Genomic DNA, 17,833 nt, shown 5'->3' with positions numbered 1-17,833 from the left:
CATGAGCGATCACATCACCATCCGCAAGGCGCCGGGCAAATGGAGCGTCCGGTCGGGCGGCGCCATCCTGGGCGAAAGCAGCAACGCGCTGGAACTGAGCGAGGGCGATCTGCCACCGGTGATCTATTTCCCGCGCGCCGATATCGCCATGGCGTTTCTAGACCGCAGCGACAAGACCACCCATTGCCCGCACAAGGGCGATGCCAGCTATTACTCGATCGTCAACCGCTCGTCGGTGACCAAGGACGCGGTCTGGAGCTATGAGGACCCGCTGCCCGCGATGGAGCGGATCAAGGGCCATCTGGCCTTTGTGCTGAGCGACAGCGTCAAGGTGGAACAGATCTGAACGAAAAGAAACGCCGTGCAGGACCTTGCTCCTGCACGGCGTCATGCCTTTTGGGGCGTGTCCCTTAGCCTGCCGCGCGCACAAGCCCCTGCGGAACCACCTCGTACCCCGGCTCTTCGGGTTCGTCGTCCACCATCTCGGGCGGAAAGCCCGGCGCGGTGATGTCGAGGCCGGTCGCCTCTTCCAGGCGGCGGATGATGTCGTCGGACTGGGCCCGCATGCCATAGCGGGCGATCCCGTCCTCGAAGATGCTGATCATCAGCGGCGAGATTTCCAGCGGTACGCCGGTGCGGTCGGCAATCGACTGAAACAGGCCGATATCCTTTTTCACCAGGTCCATGGTGAAGTTGATGTCGCGACTGCCGTTCAGGATCACCTGGCTTTCCGTCTCGTGCACGAAGGAGGTGCCCGAGCTGATCTTGATCGCCTCGTAGGTGGTGTTCAGATCCATGCCGGCGGCCTTCATCGTCACCAGCGCCTCGCAGCAGGTCAGCAGGTTTGCGGTGGCCAGATAGTTGGTCATCACCTTCAGAACCGAGGCGCTGCCCAGCGGTCCGGTATGCAGGATGCGACGGCCCATGACGGTCAGAAAGGGCAGGATGCGCTCGAACGTGGCCCGGTCGCAGCCCGCGAAGATCGAGATATTGCCGGTATCGGCCCGGTGACAGCCCCCCGAGACCGGGCAGTCGACCGCGGCCCCGCCGCGCGCGATCACCTGTTCACCCAGCCGTTTGACCTCGGCCTCGTCGGTGGTGGACATTTCCATCCAGATCTTGCCGGGTCCGACCTCGGGCAACATCTCCTCCATCACCGCGGCACTGGCGGCGGGCGACGGCAGACAGGTGATCACCGCGTCGCAATCGCGCATCATCTGCGCCGGCCCTTCGGCCGCCTTGGCGCCGCGCGAGACGAAACCCGCGACCAGATCGGGGTTGAGATCATGCACCGTCAGGTCGATGCCATTGCGCAGGAGCGAGCCCGAGAGCTTGCCACCCACATTGCCCAGTCCGATAAAGCCTACTTTCATTGCGTCCTCCCTTGCCGGTCCTGCCGGGGTCATGGTTCGCGCGCAGTATGAAAGCTGGATTTAGCCAAGAGAAACGAATAAAAAATCGAAAGATGCCATGAATTTTTTGGTGATGGATGTCGAACCAGCGCAGCCGACAAAATTTCCCCGGAAATTTTGTCCCAGAAAATTTGAATTTTCTGGGCCCCGCCCCGGTCCTCGGTCCGGAGCCACGCTGAGATGGCCCGCCTGCCCAACCCGGTCTGGCTGCGGACGTTCGAGGCCGCCGCCCGTCATCTGAACTTTACCGAAGCCGCGCGCGAGTTGGGGCTGACCCAGACCGCCGTATCCCTGCATATCCGTTCGCTCGAGGCGGAACTGGGCGAGCCGCTCTTCACGCGCGCCGCCCGGCGGCTGGGCCTGACCGAGTTGGGGCGCAGCTATGCGCTGTCGGTGCGGCAGGCGCTGGCGGATGTGGCGTTGTCGACCTCCAGCCTGTTCGGCCCGGCCAGGCGCGGCATCCTGCGCATCCGTGCGCCGATCTCCTCGGCGACCTACTGGCTGGCCGCCACCCTGCCTGATTTTGCCACCGATCATCCCGGCATCCCGGTCCGGTTGGTTTCGAACATCTGGGATGACGGTCCGGCGGCGGGCGGCGTGGATGTGGATATCCGGCTGGGGCGTGGCGACTGGGCAGGGCTGGTGACCGAGAAGCTCTGCGATGAGACCATCGTGCCGGTGGTCCGGGCCGGGGCGCCGGAGCAGCCCCTCGCGGCGTTACAGGCGCACCAGTTGATCCACATCCTGGGTTACGATGACAACTGGCCGCGCTGGTTCGCGGCGCAGGGCCTGCCCGCTCCGACCGGCGGCAGCCTTTATTCGGTCGATACCACCGTCGCGGCGCTGCAACTGGTGATGGCGGGCGCCGGGCTGGCCATCGTGCTGACCCGCTTTGCCCAGGGCGCCATCGCCCAGGGGGCTCCGCTTCGGCTGGCGGGACCGCCGATTCCCTTTTCGCAGGCGCATTACCTGGTTCGGCCTGAACGCGCCGCCGCGCCCGGGGCCCCGGCACAGCTCTATCTCGACTGGCTGCGTACGCGGCTGGCGGCGGATGCCGCTGGCTGAACGTCAGAGGTCGCTTTTCCCCTGCCCCCTCAGGCGCACCGCCAAGCGCGCTTGACAAGGCCCCTGCCCATGCCGCATGTCCGCCCTGTTGGTGTCCGGGAAACCGGATGAAAAGGGAATGCGCCAGCGGATCGGCCCCAAGGCCGGACGTCAAGCGCAGCCGCCCCCGCGACCGTGACCGGAGAGGGTGCCCAAGCCACTGGCCGATTGGCCGGGAAGGCGGGACGCCCGACAGGGCAAGACCCTGACATCCGCAAGCCGGGAGACCTGCCAGCACCCGAAGACAAGACCGGACGGGGTGTTCCGGTGTCGGGTCCATGTCCGAGAGCGTGGCCCGCGCAAGCCCCGTCCCCCGCACCAGACGAGGGGGGATGAGAGACATGACCGAAGCTGCACCAGTCGAACTGCTGGTCTGCACCACCTGCCGCCGCGGATTGCCGGTCGAGGACGATGCCCAGCGCCCCGGCGCCCTGCTGCACCGCGCGCTGAGCGCGGCCGAACTGCCCGAAGGGGTCACCGTGAGGCCGGTCGAATGCCTGTCCAATTGCGATCAGGGCTGTTCCATCGTGTTGCGCGGCGGCCCGGCGCGCTGGACCTTTGTCTATGAGAACCTCAACGAGGCCGACGACGTGGCCACCATCGTCGAGGGCGTCACCAAGTATCACGCCACCGCCGACGGGCTGGTGCCCTGGCGCGAGCGTCCCGTCCATTTCCGCAAGAACTGCGCCGCGCGCATCCCCCCGATCGGAGCCTAAGCCATGAGCACCCTTGAAAAACTCCCCGTTACCGTGATCACCGGCTTTCTCGGCTCGGGCAAGACCACGCTGATCCGCCACCTGATGCAGAACCCGCAGGGCAAGCGGCTGGCCGTGGTGGTCAACGAGTTTGGCGATGTTGGCGTCGATGGCGAGATCCTGAAAAGCTGCGCCATCCCGGAATGCCCGGCGGAAAACATCATGGAACTGGCCAATGGCTGCATCTGCTGCACCGTGGCCGATGACTTCATTCCTACCATCGAGGCGCTGATGGCGCTGGAGCCGCGCCCCGATCACATCCTGATCGAGACCTCGGGCCTGGCGCTGCCGAAACCGCTCTTGAAGGCGTTCGACTGGCCCGATATCCGCTCGAAAATCACCGTGGATGGCGTCATCGCGCTGGCCGATGCCGAGGCGGTGGCCGCGGGCCGCTTCGCGCCCAACGTGGCGGCCGTGGACGCCCAGCGGCTGGCAGACGACTCGATCGACCATGAAACGCCCCTGTCCGAGGTGTTCGAAGACCAGATCAGCTGCGCCGACATCATCCTGCTGACCAAGCCCGATCTGGCCGGCCCCGACGGCGTGGCCCGCGCGCGCGAGGTGATCGCGGCCGAGGCCCCCCGCCCGCTGCCGGTGGTCGAGGTGGCCGAGGGCGCGGTGGATGTGCGGGTGATCCTGGGCCTTGGCGCCGCCGCCGAGGACGACATGGATGCCCGCCCCAGCCATCACGATGGCCATGACGATCACGAGCATGACGATTTCGAAAGCATCGTGGTGGAACTGCCCGAGCAATCCGACCCGGCAGAGCTGGTCGCGCGGATCGAGCGGCTGGCCAACGAGCTGAACATCCTGCGGGTCAAGGGCTATGCCGCCGTTGCGGGCAAGCCTATGCGCTTGCTGGTGCAGGCGGTTGGCGCGCGGGTGCGCCACCAGTATGACCGTCCGTGGCAACCCGGAGAGGAGCGCCGCTCGCGCATGGTGGTGATCGCCGAGCATCACGACATCGACGAGGCCGCGATCCGTGCCATCCTGACCGGCGTTTCCGAGCCTGCGGAGTAAGCCCACGTCATGCATGTCGTTTTCCGCGAAAGCCACGGGCTGGAAGAGACCGAGACCCCGACCGACCTGGGCCAGAGCCCGGCGGATCTGGTGGTTTTGTCGTTCTCGGACAGCGACCTGGGTGCTTTTGCGGCGGGCTGGCATCGCGGCGGCGGGGCGGTGGGCAGAATGCCCACCCTACGCCTGGCTAACCTGACGGCACTCAAACATCCTCTGTCGGTCGATACCTATGTGGAAAATACCCTGTCAGGGGCCAAGGGCATTCTGATCCGGCTGATCGGCGGGGTGCCCTATTGGGCCTATGGGCTGCAACAGGTTCTGGCGCTGGCGCAGGAAAAGGGGCTGGCGCTGGCGGTGTTGCCGGCGGATGGGCGCGAGGATACGCGGCTTGACGCCTATTCCACCCTGCCTGTGTCCACCCTGCGGCGCCTGCAACATCTCTGCGATACCGGTGGCGAGGTAGCGGCGCAGGCGGCACTGGCGCAGATGGCGCTGGCGACCGGGCTTTATGCCGGGCCGGTGGTGGGGTCAAAGGTGCTGCCGGAATGCGGGTTCTGGTGCCCCGAGCGCGGCGTGATCGCCCCCGAGACCGTGTTCGAGGGCGACGCCCCGCGCATTCTGGTGACCTTTTACCGCGCCTACCTGACTTCGGCCGACACGGCCTCGGTCGCGGCGCTGATCCGTGCCTTTCGCGCGCGTGGGTTTCAGGCGATGGGCATGTTCGCGCCCTCACTGAAGGCACCCGCCGCTGCCGACTGGATTGCCGGGCAGATGCCCGGGCTGGCCCCGGCGGCCATCGTCAATGCCACCGCTTTCTCCGGCAAGGGCGCCAATGGCGCCTCGCCGCTTGATGCCGCCGGTGTACCGGTGTTCCAGGTGGCGCTGGCCACCTCGCGCCGCAAGGCCTGGGCCGAGGCCGAGCGCGGCCTGTCGCCTGCCGATCTGGCCATGCATGTGGTCCTGCCCGAGGTCGACGGGCGCATCGACGCAGGCCTGATCTCGTTCAAGGAGCCGGGCAAACGCGACCCGGAGTTGGAGTATTCCCGTTTCGCGCACCGCCCAGAACCCGACCGGATCGAGGCGGTGGTGAACCGGGTGTCGGGCTGGCTGCGGCTGACGGCCAAACCCGCTGCCCAGCGGGTGCTGGCGCTGGTTCTGTCCACCTATCCCGGCAAGGATTGGCAGATGGCCCATGCGGTGGGTCTGGACGCGCTGGCCTCGGCCGAGGCGATCCTGAGCGATTTGCAGGATGAAGGGTACGATATCCAACCTGGACAGCCGATTGCGGAAGACCTGCAAACTGTGTCGATTTCGTGGCCAATCTCGGAATATCGCAAAGCTTTGGCCAGCATTCCGCCACAATTGCGCCAGGATTTGCAAAACGTTTGGGGTGATCCGGAGTCTGATCCGGCATTTTCGCAAGGCAATTTGCACTTTCGCGCCATTCGGCGTGGCAAGGCGCTGGTCGCCCTGCAACCGGAACGGGGCACGCCCGAGGCGCGCGATGACGATTATCACGATCTCTCGCGCACCCCGCGCCACGGCTATGTCGCCTTCTATCTCTGGCTGCGGCAGGCGCTGGGGGCCGACGCCCTGATCCATATCGGCGCCCATGGCACGCTGGAATGGCTGCCGGGCAAGGCGGTGGCGCTGTCGGATGAATGCTGGCCCGAGGTTCTGATCGGCGATCTGCCGGTGATCTATCCCTTTATCGTCAACGATCCGGGCGAGGCCGCACAGGCCAAGCGCCGCATCGGCGCGGTGACGCTGGGCCATATCCCCCCGGCCCTGCGCAGCAGCGGCACGCCGGACCGGATGGTGCAACTCGAGGCACTGCTCGACGAGTTTTCCAATGCCGACGGGCTGGACCCCAAGCGCCGCGACCGCTTGCAGGACGATATCCGGGCCGAGGCGCAGGCGCTGGGGCTGGAAGACGATCTGGGCCTCGACCGCGCCACCTCGACCGCCGAGGCGATCACCCGCATCGACCGGTTTGTCTGCGACGTGAAGGAAAGCCAGTATGGCGACGGGCTGCATGTCTATAGTCGTGTGCCCGAGGTGACCGGTCCGTTCGATCCCACCCCTTCGGCGCAGGGCGAGGCGCGCGCGCTGATCGATGCGCTGGCGGGCAAGCGGATCGCGGCGGGGCCGTCCGGGTCGCCCTATCGGGGGCGGACCGACGTGCTGCCGACCGGGCGCAACCTTTATACCACCGATCCCCGGTCGGTCCCCACCCGCGCGGCCTATGCGCAGGGCGTGAAGCTGGCCGAGGAACTGGTGCGGCGGCATTTGCAGGAAGAAGGCGATTACCCCAAGGGGCTGATCGTCGATCTCTGGGGCTCGGCCACCATGCGCACGGCGGGCGAGGAATTCGCCATGGCGCTGCATCTGTTGGGGGTTAAACCGGTCTGGGATCAGGGGTCCGAGCGGGTTTCGGGCATCGAGGTATTGCCGATCACCGACCTGGACCGGCCCCGGCTGGACGTGACCCTGCGCGTTTCGGGCCTGTTCCGCGACGTGTTTCCGACCCTTTCGGCGCTGTTCGGGCAAGCCGTGCGCGCGCTCAGCGCGCGTGACGAGGCGCCCGATTGGAACCCCTATGCCGGACATGCGCCCGCAGCACGGGTCTATGGCCCGGCGCCGGGCAGCTATGGGCTGGGCATGGGCCACCTGCCCGAGACCTATACGGACGAGGCCCGCCAACAGGCGGGAGAGGCCTGGCTGGCGGCCAGTTCCTTTGCGCTCGAAGGCGAGAACATCGCCCGCGATGCCGAGGGCATCCGCGACCGCGTCGCCAAGGCCGACGGGTTCGTGCATTTGCAGGATCTGGCCGAGACCGACCTTCTCCTGGCCGCCGACTATGCCACCCATGAGGCAGGCTTTGCCGCCGCCAAACGGGTGACAGGGGGCAAGGCGCAACTCTATCATCTCGACAACACCAACCCCGACACCCCCCGCGCCCGGACCCTGCCCGAGGAAATCGCCCGCGTGGTGCGCGCCCGCGCCGCCCATCCCGGCTGGATCGCGGGTATGATGCGGCACGGGTTCCGGGGCGCCGCCGAGATCGCGGCGACGCTCGACCACATGGCCTCGTTCGCGCATCTGGCCGACAGCGTGGCGCCGCATCTGTTTGACCTCTACCACGATGCCACTTTGGGAGACGCGCAGGTCGCGGCCTTCCTGCAAGAGGCCAACCCGCAGGCCTATCAGGCCATGCTGGACCGGTTCCGCGCGCTCTACGAGGCGGGGCTGTGGCAGACCCGGCGCAACTCGATCCGGGCCGATCTGGAGGGGCTGGCATGACCGCACCCATTGTTCAGGGCTGGTGCCCCGGCGCGCATCGTCCGATGATGTCGGGCGACGGGCTGGTGGTGCGGGTGCGCCCGCGCCTCGCCCGGCTGAGCGTGGCGCAGGCGCTGGGTCTTTGCGCGCTGGCAGACCGGTTCGGCAATGGCACCATCGACCTGACCAACCGCGCCAACCTGCAACTGCGCGGGGTGGGTGAGGCGGATCATCAGCCGCTCTTGGCGGAACTGGCGGCGCTTGACCTGTTGGACGGTGAACCGGGGATCGAGGTACGGCGCAATATCCTGTTCTCACCGCTTTACACTCATGGCGACTTGACCGAGCGGCTGGGGCGAGAGTTGACGGAGCGACTGGGCGAGTTGCCCGCGCTGCCTGCGAAATTCGGCTTTGCCATCGACACCGGGGCGGGCCGCCTGCTGAGCGGGGACTCGGCGGATATCCGGCTGGAAACCGGCGGAAATGGCCTGATCCTGCGCGCCGATGGCGTGGATACGGGACGTGAGGTGACCGAAGGCGAGGCGATCGACCGCCTGATCGAACTGGCGCGCTGGTTTGCTGACCGGTTTACCCCCGACACCCGCCGCATGGCGCGGCTGGTGAAGGTCGAACCGCTGCCTGCTGTCTGGCTAGGTGTTGCACCGGGGCCGGTTGAAGAACCGCTTGCGCCCGGCCAAACCACCCTTGGTTCACTGTACGGCGCCGCCTTTGGCCAACTGCCCGCGCAGGCGCTGGCTGCGCTCTTGCGTGACAGCGGCGCCACCGGTTTGCGGGTCACCCCCTGGCGGCTGATCCTGCTGGAAGGCGCTCGGGCCATCCCCGCCCCCGATTTCGTCACCCGCACCGGCGATCCGCTGTTGACCACAGATGCCTGCCCCGGCGCGCCCTATTGCCCGCAGGCCCAGGCCGAGACCCGCGATCTGGCCCGCGCGCTGGCCGGGCGCGTGAGCGGCAGCCTGCATGTCTCGGGCTGTGCCAAGAGCTGCGCCCGGATGGGCGCCGCCGATATCACGCTGGTCGCACGTGACGGGCGATTTGACCTTGTAAAACAGGGCCGCGCAGGGGATGAGCCCTGCCAGCGCGGCCTGACCCCCGAAACACTGAAGACGATGGACCTGACCTGATGCCCTATGAATACGAAACCGATGGCGCGGCGATCTACAAACAGTCCTTTGCCACCATCCGGGCCGAGGCCGATCTGGCCCGTTTCGACACGGATGAGGAACAGGTCGCGGTGCGGATGATCCATGCCGCCGGCATGGTCGGGCTGGAGGAGTTCGTTCATTTCTCGCCCGGCTTCGTCACCGCCGCGCGGGATGCTCTGGAGGCGGGCGCGCCGATCCTGTGCGATGCGCGCATGGTCAGCGAGGGCGTGACGCGGTTCCGCCTGCCCGCCGACAATCAGGTGATCTGTACCCTGCATGACGAGCGCGTGCGCCCGCTGGCCGCCGAGATGGGCAATACCCGCTCGGCCGCCGCGCTGGAACTGTGGCGGCCGCATCTGGCGGGCGCGGTGGTGGCGATCGGCAATGCGCCCACCGCCCTGTTTCACCTGTTGAACATGCTCGAGGACCCCGACTGCCCGCGCCCCGCCGCAATCATCGGCTGCCCGGTTGGCTTTGTCGGCGCGGTCGAGTCGAAAGACGCCCTTTGGGAGGCCCAGCCGGTGCCCTGCTGCATCGTCAAGGGCCGCCTGGGCGGCAGCGCCATCACCGTTGCGGCGATCAACGCCATCGCGAGCCGCGCCGAATGAGCGCGGGCACCATATACGGTCTGGGCCTTGGCCCCGGCGACCCCGACCTGATGAGCGTCAAGGCCGACCGCCTGCTGCGCAGCGCCCGCCACGTGGCCTATTTCCGCAAGCCCGGCCGCAGCGGTCAGGCCCGCAAGATCGTCAACGGCATGGTCCCCGAGGGCGCGGTCGAGTTTCCGATGGAATACCCGGTGACGACCGAGATCCCGGTCACCGACCCCCGCTATAACCAGCTGCTGTCCGAGTTCTACGAGGGTGCCGCCGCCCATCTGCGCGCGCTGGCGGACGCGGGCGAGGATGTGGTTGTCCTGTGTGAGGGTGACCCATTCTTCTACGGCTCGTTCATGCATCTTTATACACGCCTGCGCGATCTGGTCCCGGTCGAGGTGATCCCCGCCATCACCGGCATGTCCGGCGCCTGGACCGCCACCGGCACCCCGATCACCTGGGGCGACGATGTGTTGACCGTGCTGCCCGGCACCCTGCCCGAGGATGTGCTGTCCGCCCGCATGGCCGAAACCGACGCGCTGGTGGTGATGAAGCTGGGCCGCAACCTCGACAAGGTGGTGCGCGCGCTCAAGACCTCCGGTCTGTTCGAACGCGCCTGGATCGTCGAATACGCCCAGATGGCCAATCAGCAGGTCTCGCGCCTGTCCGAGAAATGCACCGGCATCACCCCCTATTTCTCGATCATCATCGTGCATGGCCAGGGGCGGCGGCCATGAGCGGCTGGCTGCGGATTGTCGGACTTGGCCCAGGCACCGAGGCACTGGTGACGCCCGAGGTGACGGCGGTGCTGGCTGAGGCCACCGATGTGGTGGGCTATATTCCCTACGTCGCGCGGGTGGCTGAACGGCCCGGCCTGACGCTGCATGCCAGCGACAACCGGGTCGAGATCGACCGGTCGCGCCACGCGCTGGAGATGGCCGCCGACGGACACCGGGTGGTCGTGGTCTCGTCGGGCGATCCCGGCGTGTTCGCCATGGCCTCGGCAGTGTTCGAGGCGGTGGACTCTGGGCCGCGCACATGGCGCGATCTGGATATTCAGGTGCTGCCCGGCATCACCGCAATGCTCGCCGCTGCTGCGCGCGCAGGCGCGCCGCTGGGCCATGATTTCTGCTGCATCAACCTCAGCGACAACCTGAAGCCATGGCCGTTGATCGAACGCCGGTTGCGGCTGGCCGCGCAGGCGGATTTCGCCATGGCCTTCTACAATCCGCGCTCGAAGTCCAGGCCCGAAGGGTTTGAAAAGACGCTGCAAATCCTGCGTGAGGAATGTGAGCCTGAGCGGCTGATCCTGTTCGCCCGCGCGGTGTCGCGCCCGGACGAGGCGCTGCGTGTCACGCAGCTGGCCGAGGCGACACCCGAGATGGCCGATATGCAGACCGTGGTTCTGGTGGGATCGTCACGCACCCGTCTCATCGAAAGAGATGGCGCACCAATCGTTTACACGCCGAGGTTCACGCCGGAATGACGCAGCCAGCGCAGCACATCGGCGGGGGTGGCAAGCTCGGTCCGGGGGGGCAGAACGGGGCGGTCGATCATCAGCACCGGCAGGCCCAGATCGCGGGCCGCGTCCAGCTTGGCCCGCGCGCCCGCTCCGCCTGCGTTCTTGCTGACTACAAGCTGCGTTTTATGCTGTTGCATCAGGGCCTTGTCTCCCTCGCTTGTGAAGGGCCCCCGCGACACCACGACCTGCGCCTTGGGCAAGGGCAGCGGACCGCCGGGCGCATCGACGAGACGCAGCAGATAGTCGTGCTGCGGCTGGGCGGCAAAGTCGTCCAGATGCATCCGTCCAACCGCCAGAAACACGCGCTGCGGCGTCCCCGCGAGTGCGGCAACAGCGGCAGGGATATCGCGAACGTGGCGCCAGTTGTCTCCATCGACGGGCTGCCAGGCGGGCCGCGTCAGCGCGGCCAGCGGCGTGCCCGTTTGGGCGCAGGCAGTGTAGGCATTGATGCTCATCTGCGCGGCAAAAGGATGTGTTGCATCAACGAGATGCGTGACATTGTTGCTGTGGATGAAATCCACCAGACCGGCCACGCCTCCAAATCCGCCGACCCGCACCGGGATCGGCTGCTCGCGCGGCGCCTCGACCCGGCCGGCATAGGAATAGGTCGCGCGCAGGCCCGTGTCTGCCACGGCGCGCGCCAAGGCGTTCGCTTCGGTGGTACCGCCCAGGATCAGGAGGTGGGACATGTCTGATGCTCCGTGGCTGAGCGTGATCGGCATGGGCGAGGATGGACTGGATGGCCTGCCACCCGCAAGCCGTCAAGCCCTGGACGCGGCCGATGTGATCATGGCGCCGCCCCGGCACCTGTCGCTGCTGCCCGAGGGACCGCAAGAGCGCATCGCTTGGCCTGTCCCCTATGCCGACGGGTTGGAGATTCTGGTCGGGCTGCGCGGACGCCGTGTCGCGGTGCTGGCTTCGGGCGATCCGTTCTGGTTTGGCGCGGGCGCGGTCATTGCCCGGCATTTCGATGCGAGCGAATGGCGCGCGCTGCCGGGGGTATCGACCTTTTCGCTGGCGGCAGCGCGGCTGGGCTGGCCGCTGGAGAAGACCCTGACACTTGGCCTCCATGCTGCCCCCCTGTCCCGGCTGCGCCCGCATCTGGCATCCGGCCTGCGCGCGCTGGTCCTGCTGCGTGACGGTGCGGCGGTATCCGAGTTGGCTTGCTATCTGGACCAGAGCGGTTTTGCCGCCAGTCGCCTGCATGTGATGGAGGCGCTGGGGGGGCCGCGCGAGCGCGTGCATATCCTGTCTCTGGCTGAAGCGCAGGCCGGTGCCTTCACGCACCCGGTCTGTGTCGGCATCGAGGTGGCGGGCGACGGCCCCGCGATCCCAAAGGCCAGCGGCAGGCCCGATGCCATCTTTGAGACTGACGGACAGATCACCAAGCGCCCGGTGCGGGCGCTGACCTTGTCGGCACTGGCACCGCAACGGGGCGAACACCTGTGGGATATCGGCGGCGGCAGCGGCTCGATCGGGATCGAATGGCTGATGAGTGACCCGACGCTGAGCGCCACCACGGTCGAGCCCCGCGCCGACCGCGCCGCGCGCATCCGCGCCAATGCCGACGCATTGGGTCAGGACCACCTGCGCCTGGTCGAAGGCAGCGCGCCCGAGGTGCTTGGCAGTCTCGGCCAACCCGATGCTGTGTTCATCGGCGGTGGTCTGAGTGCCACCTTGCTGGAATGGCTCTTTGCCGAACTGCCCGCCGGAACCCGGCTTGTCGCCAATGCGGTGACGCTGGAAAGCGAGGCTTTGCTGGCGCAATGGCAGGCCAAGAAGGGCGGCGATCTGCTGCGGATCGAACTGGCGCAGGCCGCTCCGCTGGGGCCGCGCCGGGGCTGGAAATCGGCCTATCCCGTGGTGCAGTGGAGCGTGACGCTATGATTGTCGCCGGACTGGGTTTCACCACCACGGCAGAGGCGGCAAGCCTGCGCGCGGCTTACGACAAGGCCGCCGCCGGGCAGGCGGTGGCCGCGCTCGCCACCGTTGCCGACAAAGCCGGGCACCCGGCGCTGGAGGCACTGGCTGAGGAACTCGCCTTACCCCTGCATCTGATCCCCGCCGCTGAGCTTGCCGGGCAGCGCACCCTCACCTGCTCGCCGCAAAGCCGCGCCAGCTATGGCACCGGCAGCGTGGCCGAGGCCGCAGCACTGGTCGCCGCCGGGCCGGGCGCGCGGCTGATCACCCCCAGACAGATATCGGACGACCGGCGCGCCACCTGCGCCCTCGCCATCGGAGACAAGACATGACCGTTCATTTCATCGGCGCCGGACCGGGCGCCGCCGACCTGCTGACCCTGCGTGGCCGCGATATCATCGCCTCTTGCCCGGTCTGCCTCTATGCCGGGTCGCTGGTGCCCGAAGAGATCCTGAGCCATTGCCCCGAGGGGGCAAGGATCGTCAACACCGCGCCGATGGATCTGGATCAGATCATGGCCGAGATCGAGGCTGCGCATCAGGCGGGGCAGGATGTGGCACGGCTGCATTCGGGCGATCTGTCGGTCTGGTCGGCCATGGGCGAGCAGATCCGGCGGCTGAAACAGTTGGGCATCCCGGTCAGCGTGACGCCCGGCGTGCCCTCGTTTGCCGCCGCCGCCGCCGCGCTAGGGACCGAGCTGACCCTGCCGGGTCTGGGGCAATCAGTGGTACTGACCCGCACGCCCGGTCGCGCCTCGTCAATGCCCGAGGGCGAGAGCCTGGAGAATTTCGCCCGTACCGGCGCCACGCTGGCCATCCACCTGTCGATCGGCAACCTCGACCGGGTGATCGCCGACCTGACCCCGCATTACGGGGCCGATTGCCCGGTGGCGGTGGTCTATCGCGCCAGCTGGCCGGACGAGCGGATCATCCGCACCACCCTGGCCGGGCTGGCAGGGGCGGTGGACGAAAGCATCTCGCGTACCGCGCTGATTCTGGTGGGGCCGGTGCTGAAGGGCGAAGGGTTCGACGAAAGCTGCCTGTATTCACGGGAATACGACCGCCGTTACCGGCCGCAAAGCGCCGACAGCCCATGGTCGAGCTGGAGCCATGGCGATGACTAACCCCCGCGGCCTGATGATCTCGGCCCCGGCCTCGGGCACCGGCAAGACCACGGTCATGCTGGGGTTGTTGCGCGCGCTGGCCGAGGATGGGCTGATGGTGCAGCCCTTCAAGAGCGGGCCCGATTATATCGACCCCGCCTTTCACCTGGCGGCGGCGGGACGGGCTTCGTTCAACCTCGACAGCTGGGCGATGGGCGAGGGTCTGCTGAGTGCTGTGGCCGCGCAGGCGGCAGGTGCCGATATCGTGGTGGCCGAAGGGTCGATGGGCCTGTTTGACGGCGTCGCCAAACCGGGCGAAACCGGCCACGGGTCGAGCGCCGAGACCGCGCTCAGGATGGGCTGGCCGGTGGTGCTGGTCCTCGATGTGGGTGGACAGGCGCAATCGGCGGCGGCGACCGCGCTGGGGTTCCGGATGTACAATCCCGACCTGCCCTTTGCCGGAGTGATCCTGAACCGCTGTGCCAGCCCCCGGCACGAGCGGCTGACCCGGCTGGGGATGGAGCGCGCGGGCCTGCCGGTTCTGGGCGTGCTGCCCCGGCGCGGCGACCTGACCCTGCCCGAGCGGCATCTGGGCCTCATTCAGGCGGTGGAACATCCCGACCTGGAGGCCGCCATCGCGGGCTATGCCGCGTTCCTCCGGGAACATGTGGATCTGGACGCGATCCGCGCCGCCGCCTCTTCTAGCCCTCTCGGGCTTTCCTCGGCACCGCTGCCGCCGCCCCCCGCCCAGCGCATCGCGCTGGCGCGGGACGCCGCGTTCTCGTTCACCTATCCGCATCTGCTGGAAGGCTGGCGCGCTGGCGGCGCCGAGATCCTGCCGTTTTCGCCGCTGGCCGACGAGGCCCCCGCACCCGATGCCGATCTGGTCTGGCTGCCCGGCGGCTATCCCGAACTGCATGCGGGCACACTCGCCGCCGCCAATACCTTTCGCGCGGGGCTGAGACGACATGCCGAAACCCGGCCCGTGCACGGCGAATGCGGCGGCTACATGGCATTGGGCGAAGCGCTGATCGACAAGGATGGCACCCGCCACCGGATGGCGGGTCTGTTGGGCCTCGTCACCTCGTATGAAAAGCGCAAGTTCAACCTGGGCTATCGCCGGGCCGAATTGCTGGCGCCCCTGCCCGGCTATGGCACCGGTGCCACCCTGCGCGGGCACGAGTTCCACTATTCCTCGATCCTGGAGCAACCCGACGCGCCGCTGGCCCGTGTTTTCGATGCCGAGGGCGTCGAGGGGCCGCAAACCGGATCCGTGCGCGGCCATGTGACCGGCACCTTCTTTCACCTGATCGCGGAGGCGGGATCATGAGCGGCTTTGTCTCCTTTGTCGGCTCGGGGCCGGGCGACCCGGACCTGTTGACGCTGAAAGCGGTGGATCGGCTGGGCAAAGCCGATGCGGTGCTGTTCGACGATCTGTCGAGCGGTCCGATCCTGACCCATGCGCGCGCGGATGCCGATCTGGTTGGGGTGGGCAAACGAGCGGGCCGCGCCTCGCCCAAACAGGACCATGTGAGCCGCCTGCTGGTGGATTATGCCCAGACCGGCGCACATGTGGTGCGGCTGAAATCCGGCGATGGCGGTCTCTTTGGCCGGCTGGAGGAAGAACTGGTCGCGCTGCGCGCGGCCGGGATCGGGTATGAGATCATCCCCGGCATCCCCTCGGCGGTGGCGGCGGCGGCGGCGGCGGGCATCCCGCTGACCCGACGACTGACCGCGCGGCGGGTGCAATTCGTCACCGGCCATGACGTCAGCGGGCAATTGCCCCCCGACCTGAACCTGCCCGCACTGGCGGATTCGCAGGCCACCACGGTCGTGTTCATGGGCAAGCGCACCTTTCCACTGCTGCTGGATGCGCTTGAGGCGCATGGCCTGCCACGTTCAACGCCTGCGCTGATGGCCGAAAGCGTCTCGACCCCTGAACAGCGCCTGACCCGCGCCACCATGGGTGAACTGGCCGAACGGCTGGCAGCGGAGATCGGCACCGCCCCTGCCCTGATCCTTTATGGTCCGCTGGCGGAGTTCGGCGATGACTGAGCTTCTCCTGATCGGAATCGGCACCGGCAATCCCGACCACATCACCCGCGAAGGCATCGCCGCCATTCGCGCCGCCGATCTGATCCTGATCCCGCGCAAGGGGGCGGGGAAATCCGATCTGGCCGGGCTGCGCGAGCGCATCATCACTGACGCCACCGACACACCGCCGCAGATCGCCTATTTCGACATCCCGGCGCGCCGGGCCGAGGATGGGTATCTGAAGGGTGTCGACGAGTGGCACGATGCCATTGCGCTCCGCTGGCAGGCGGCGATGGAGGACCACCCCGACGCGGCGCGGGTGGCGCTGCTGATCTGGGGCGACCCGTCGCTCTATGACAGTTCGCTGCGAATCGCGGCGCGGCTCGATCCGCAACCCAAGGTGCGGGTGATTCCCGGCATCACCGCGCTTCAGGCGCTGACAGCGGCGCATGGCATTCCGGTCAACGAATTGGGGGCACCGTTCCTGGTCACCACCGGGCGGCGCCTGCGCGACGAAGGCTGGCCGCCCGCGGTGGATACCGCGGCCGTGATGCTGGACGGCGAATGCTCGTTCCAGGCGCTGGATATGTCCGATTACCACATCTGGTGGGGCGCCTATGTGGGCATGGAGGAACAGATTCTGGTGGCGGGACCTCTGGCCGAGATGGCGGGCGAAATCGTCGAAACCCGTGCCCGTGCGCGAGCCGATCACGGCTGGATCATGGATATCTATCTTTTGAAAAAGCGCGGAAACTGACCGGAAAGGTCGCAAATGACGATTGCGCCGGATGCGCGTTCGCGGCTAAATGGAGGGGTCTGGTCCTGCCGGAGCAATCCGGATGCTAAGAGGGAATTTGGTGCGACCGCCCGTCGGTTCAGGCCAAAGCCGCCCCCGCGACTGTAAGCGGTGAGCCTCTGTTCAACCAGCCACTCCCGGGTTCGCTCCGGGGGGAAGGCGAACAGAGGCACCGACCCGCGAGCCAGGAGACCTGCCAGACAGGTAATGAAACACCGGCCGTCGGGTGCGGCGGCAAGGAGGAAATGACATGACGACCAAAACACTCAAGGCATCGGCCACCGGTTCCGCGATCTTGCCGGCTCTGTTCGCCGTGATCCTGGGCCTGGGCATCGTGACCCTGGCGGGCCATGTGCAGGCATCCGCGCTGCATGACGCCGCCCACGACGTGCGCCACGCAACCGGCTTTCCCTGCCACTGAACCATGTTCAGTCGCATTCTGACCAGCGCGTTGTTCGCTGGCGCTGCAGCAGGGCTGATTGCCGCCTTGCTGCAGTTTCTGTTCGTGCAGCCCGTGTTGCTGCATGCCGAGTTGTATGAAACCGGCGAACTGGTGCATTTCGGCGCCGAGGCGGTAAGTGCCCAGCCCGACCTGCCCGGCATGTTCGCCGATCCGATGCGCGATGCGCTGACGGTCGTTTTTGCAATGCTCACCTATACCGGCTATGCTGTGGTGATGGTCGCCCTGATGTCGGTGGCCGAGGGGATGGGTCATGCGGTCACCGCGCGCGCCGGTCTGCTCTGGGGTCTGGCCGGGTTCATCACCTTTCACTTCGCACCCGGACTGAGCCTCGCGCCCGAGGTGCCCGGTGTGTCCTATACTGATATCACCGCCCGCCAGATCTGGTGGACCGCGACCGTGGCCGCTGCGGGTATCGCCATGTGGCTGATCGCCTTTGGCGGAAACCTGATGGCCTATGGCGCCGCCGCGCTGCTGTTGATGGCGCCGCATCTGATCGGCGCGCCCGAGCCTGACAGCTTTGCCGGCCCGGTGCCGACCGAGCTGGGCGCCCTGTTTGCCGCCCGCGCCTTTGGTGTCGGGATGGCGGCCTGGGTGCTGCTGGGTGGTTTCGCCGGTTACTTCTGGCAGACCGAGAGCAAGCGCGCCGAAGCGCACGCCTGAT

Annotated in this window: 19 protein-coding genes and 2 riboswitches; of the genes, 17 read left to right on the top strand and 2 right to left on the bottom strand. The window is 67.4% G+C overall.

The genetic code is table 11. From position 1 onward, the window contains the following. Position 1: 1 nt before the first annotated feature. Positions 2-346: a DUF427 domain-containing protein gene (locus tag AC2FNY_RS12725; RefSeq protein WP_234138898.1), complete on the top strand. Its 345-nt coding sequence runs from the start codon at positions 2-4 to the stop codon at positions 344-346. A gap of 64 nt (positions 347-410) precedes the next feature. Here AC2FNY_RS12725 and AC2FNY_RS12720 read toward each other — a convergent pair whose 3' ends face one another. Then, on the bottom strand, positions 411-1,373 hold the full coding sequence (locus tag AC2FNY_RS12720) for an NAD(P)-dependent oxidoreductase (RefSeq protein WP_234138897.1): 963 nt from the start codon (positions 1,371-1,373) through the stop codon (positions 411-413). A gap of 219 nt (positions 1,374-1,592) precedes the next feature. On the opposite strand from AC2FNY_RS12720, the gene AC2FNY_RS12715 reads away from it, so the two are divergent. The 8 genes from AC2FNY_RS12715 (at position 1,593) to cobJ (ending at position 10,821) form a co-directional block, all read left to right on the top strand. Then, positions 1,593-2,477, top strand: a complete 885-nt coding sequence (locus AC2FNY_RS12715; RefSeq protein WP_496802685.1) for a LysR substrate-binding domain-containing protein — start codon at positions 1,593-1,595, stop codon at positions 2,475-2,477. 72 nt (positions 2,478-2,549) lie between these two features. Next, a riboswitch (cobalamin riboswitch) is annotated at positions 2,550-2,766 on the top strand. Positions 2,767-2,857: 91 nt separating this feature from the next. Further along, positions 2,858-3,232 carry a DUF1636 family protein gene (locus AC2FNY_RS12710; protein WP_234138895.1) on the top strand — a complete coding sequence of 125 codons (375 nt, stop codon included), beginning with the start codon at positions 2,858-2,860 and terminating at the stop codon, positions 3,230-3,232. Positions 3,233-3,235: 3 nt separating this feature from the next. After that, positions 3,236-4,291: a cobalamin biosynthesis protein CobW gene (gene cobW, locus AC2FNY_RS12705; RefSeq protein ID WP_496802684.1), complete on the top strand. Its 1,056-nt coding sequence runs from the start codon at positions 3,236-3,238 to the stop codon at positions 4,289-4,291. 9 nt (positions 4,292-4,300) lie between these two features. After that, positions 4,301-7,594, top strand: a complete 3,294-nt coding sequence (gene cobN / locus AC2FNY_RS12700; RefSeq protein ID WP_496802683.1) for a cobaltochelatase subunit CobN — start codon at positions 4,301-4,303, stop codon at positions 7,592-7,594. Then, positions 7,591-8,718 (top strand): ferredoxin-like domain-containing protein, encoded by a 1,128-nt coding sequence (locus AC2FNY_RS12695; protein ID WP_496802682.1) that lies wholly within the window; start codon positions 7,591-7,593, stop codon positions 8,716-8,718. Before cobN ends, AC2FNY_RS12695 begins: the two co-directional genes overlap by 4 nt. Continuing rightward, the gene (locus AC2FNY_RS12690) at positions 8,718-9,347 is read left to right on the top strand and encodes a precorrin-8X methylmutase (RefSeq protein ID WP_496802681.1); all 630 of its coding nucleotides are present in this window, start codon (positions 8,718-8,720) and stop codon (positions 9,345-9,347) included. Before AC2FNY_RS12695 ends, AC2FNY_RS12690 begins: the two co-directional genes overlap by 1 nt. Then, on the top strand, positions 9,344-10,072 hold the full coding sequence (locus tag AC2FNY_RS12685) for a precorrin-2 C(20)-methyltransferase (protein ID WP_496802680.1): 729 nt from the start codon (positions 9,344-9,346) through the stop codon (positions 10,070-10,072). The genes AC2FNY_RS12690 and AC2FNY_RS12685 overlap by 4 nt, the downstream gene beginning before the upstream one ends. Then, complete coding sequence (gene cobJ / locus AC2FNY_RS12680; protein ID WP_496802679.1) at positions 10,069-10,821, top strand: precorrin-3B C(17)-methyltransferase; 753 nt, start codon at positions 10,069-10,071, stop codon at positions 10,819-10,821. The genes AC2FNY_RS12685 and cobJ overlap by 4 nt, the downstream gene beginning before the upstream one ends. Here the strand turns inward: cobJ and AC2FNY_RS12675 are convergent. Continuing rightward, a complete protein-coding gene (locus AC2FNY_RS12675) occupies positions 10,794-11,546 on the bottom strand; it encodes a cobalt-precorrin-6A reductase (protein ID WP_496802678.1) in 753 nt (250 codons plus the stop codon). The genes cobJ and AC2FNY_RS12675 overlap by 28 nt on opposite strands. Here AC2FNY_RS12675 and cbiE point away from each other — a divergent pair. The 8 genes from cbiE (at position 11,545) to AC2FNY_RS12635 (ending at position 17,832) form a co-directional block, all read left to right on the top strand. Next, entirely contained in the window at positions 11,545-12,744 is a 1,200-nt protein-coding gene (gene cbiE, locus AC2FNY_RS12670; RefSeq protein ID WP_496802677.1) for a precorrin-6y C5,15-methyltransferase (decarboxylating) subunit CbiE, read from the top strand. The genes AC2FNY_RS12675 and cbiE overlap by 2 nt on opposite strands. After that, positions 12,741-13,109 (top strand): cobalamin biosynthesis protein, encoded by a 369-nt coding sequence (locus AC2FNY_RS12665; protein ID WP_496802676.1) that lies wholly within the window; start codon positions 12,741-12,743, stop codon positions 13,107-13,109. The genes cbiE and AC2FNY_RS12665 overlap by 4 nt, the downstream gene beginning before the upstream one ends. Further along, positions 13,106-13,900, top strand: a complete 795-nt coding sequence (gene cobM / locus AC2FNY_RS12660) for a precorrin-4 C(11)-methyltransferase (protein WP_496802675.1) — start codon at positions 13,106-13,108, stop codon at positions 13,898-13,900. The genes AC2FNY_RS12665 and cobM overlap by 4 nt, the downstream gene beginning before the upstream one ends. Continuing rightward, positions 13,887-15,209 (top strand): cobyrinic acid a,c-diamide synthase CobB, encoded by a 1,323-nt coding sequence (locus AC2FNY_RS12655; protein WP_496802674.1) that lies wholly within the window; start codon positions 13,887-13,889, stop codon positions 15,207-15,209. The genes cobM and AC2FNY_RS12655 overlap by 14 nt, the downstream gene beginning before the upstream one ends. Beyond that, on the top strand, positions 15,206-15,934 hold the full coding sequence (cobA, locus tag AC2FNY_RS12650; protein WP_496802673.1) for a uroporphyrinogen-III C-methyltransferase: 729 nt from the start codon (positions 15,206-15,208) through the stop codon (positions 15,932-15,934). The genes AC2FNY_RS12655 and cobA overlap by 4 nt, the downstream gene beginning before the upstream one ends. After that, complete coding sequence (cobF, locus tag AC2FNY_RS12645; RefSeq protein ID WP_496802672.1) at positions 15,927-16,670, top strand: precorrin-6A synthase (deacetylating); 744 nt, start codon at positions 15,927-15,929, stop codon at positions 16,668-16,670. Before cobA ends, cobF begins: the two co-directional genes overlap by 8 nt. Before the next feature lie 43 nt (positions 16,671-16,713). Next, a riboswitch (cobalamin riboswitch) is annotated at positions 16,714-16,924 on the top strand. Between the two features lie 35 nt (positions 16,925-16,959). Further along, the gene (locus AC2FNY_RS12640; RefSeq protein WP_234138881.1) at positions 16,960-17,130 is read left to right on the top strand and encodes a CbtB domain-containing protein; all 171 of its coding nucleotides are present in this window, start codon (positions 16,960-16,962) and stop codon (positions 17,128-17,130) included. Positions 17,131-17,133: 3 nt separating this feature from the next. Then, entirely contained in the window at positions 17,134-17,832 is a 699-nt protein-coding gene (locus AC2FNY_RS12635; RefSeq protein ID WP_234143427.1) for a CbtA family protein, read from the top strand. The last annotated feature ends 1 nt before the right edge of the window (position 17,833 follow it).

Source organism: Ruegeria sp. BHSC223, assembly GCF_059613025.1.
The sequence above is the reverse complement of the archived record's forward strand: the minus strand, read 5'-3'. Positions and strand labels throughout refer to the sequence as shown.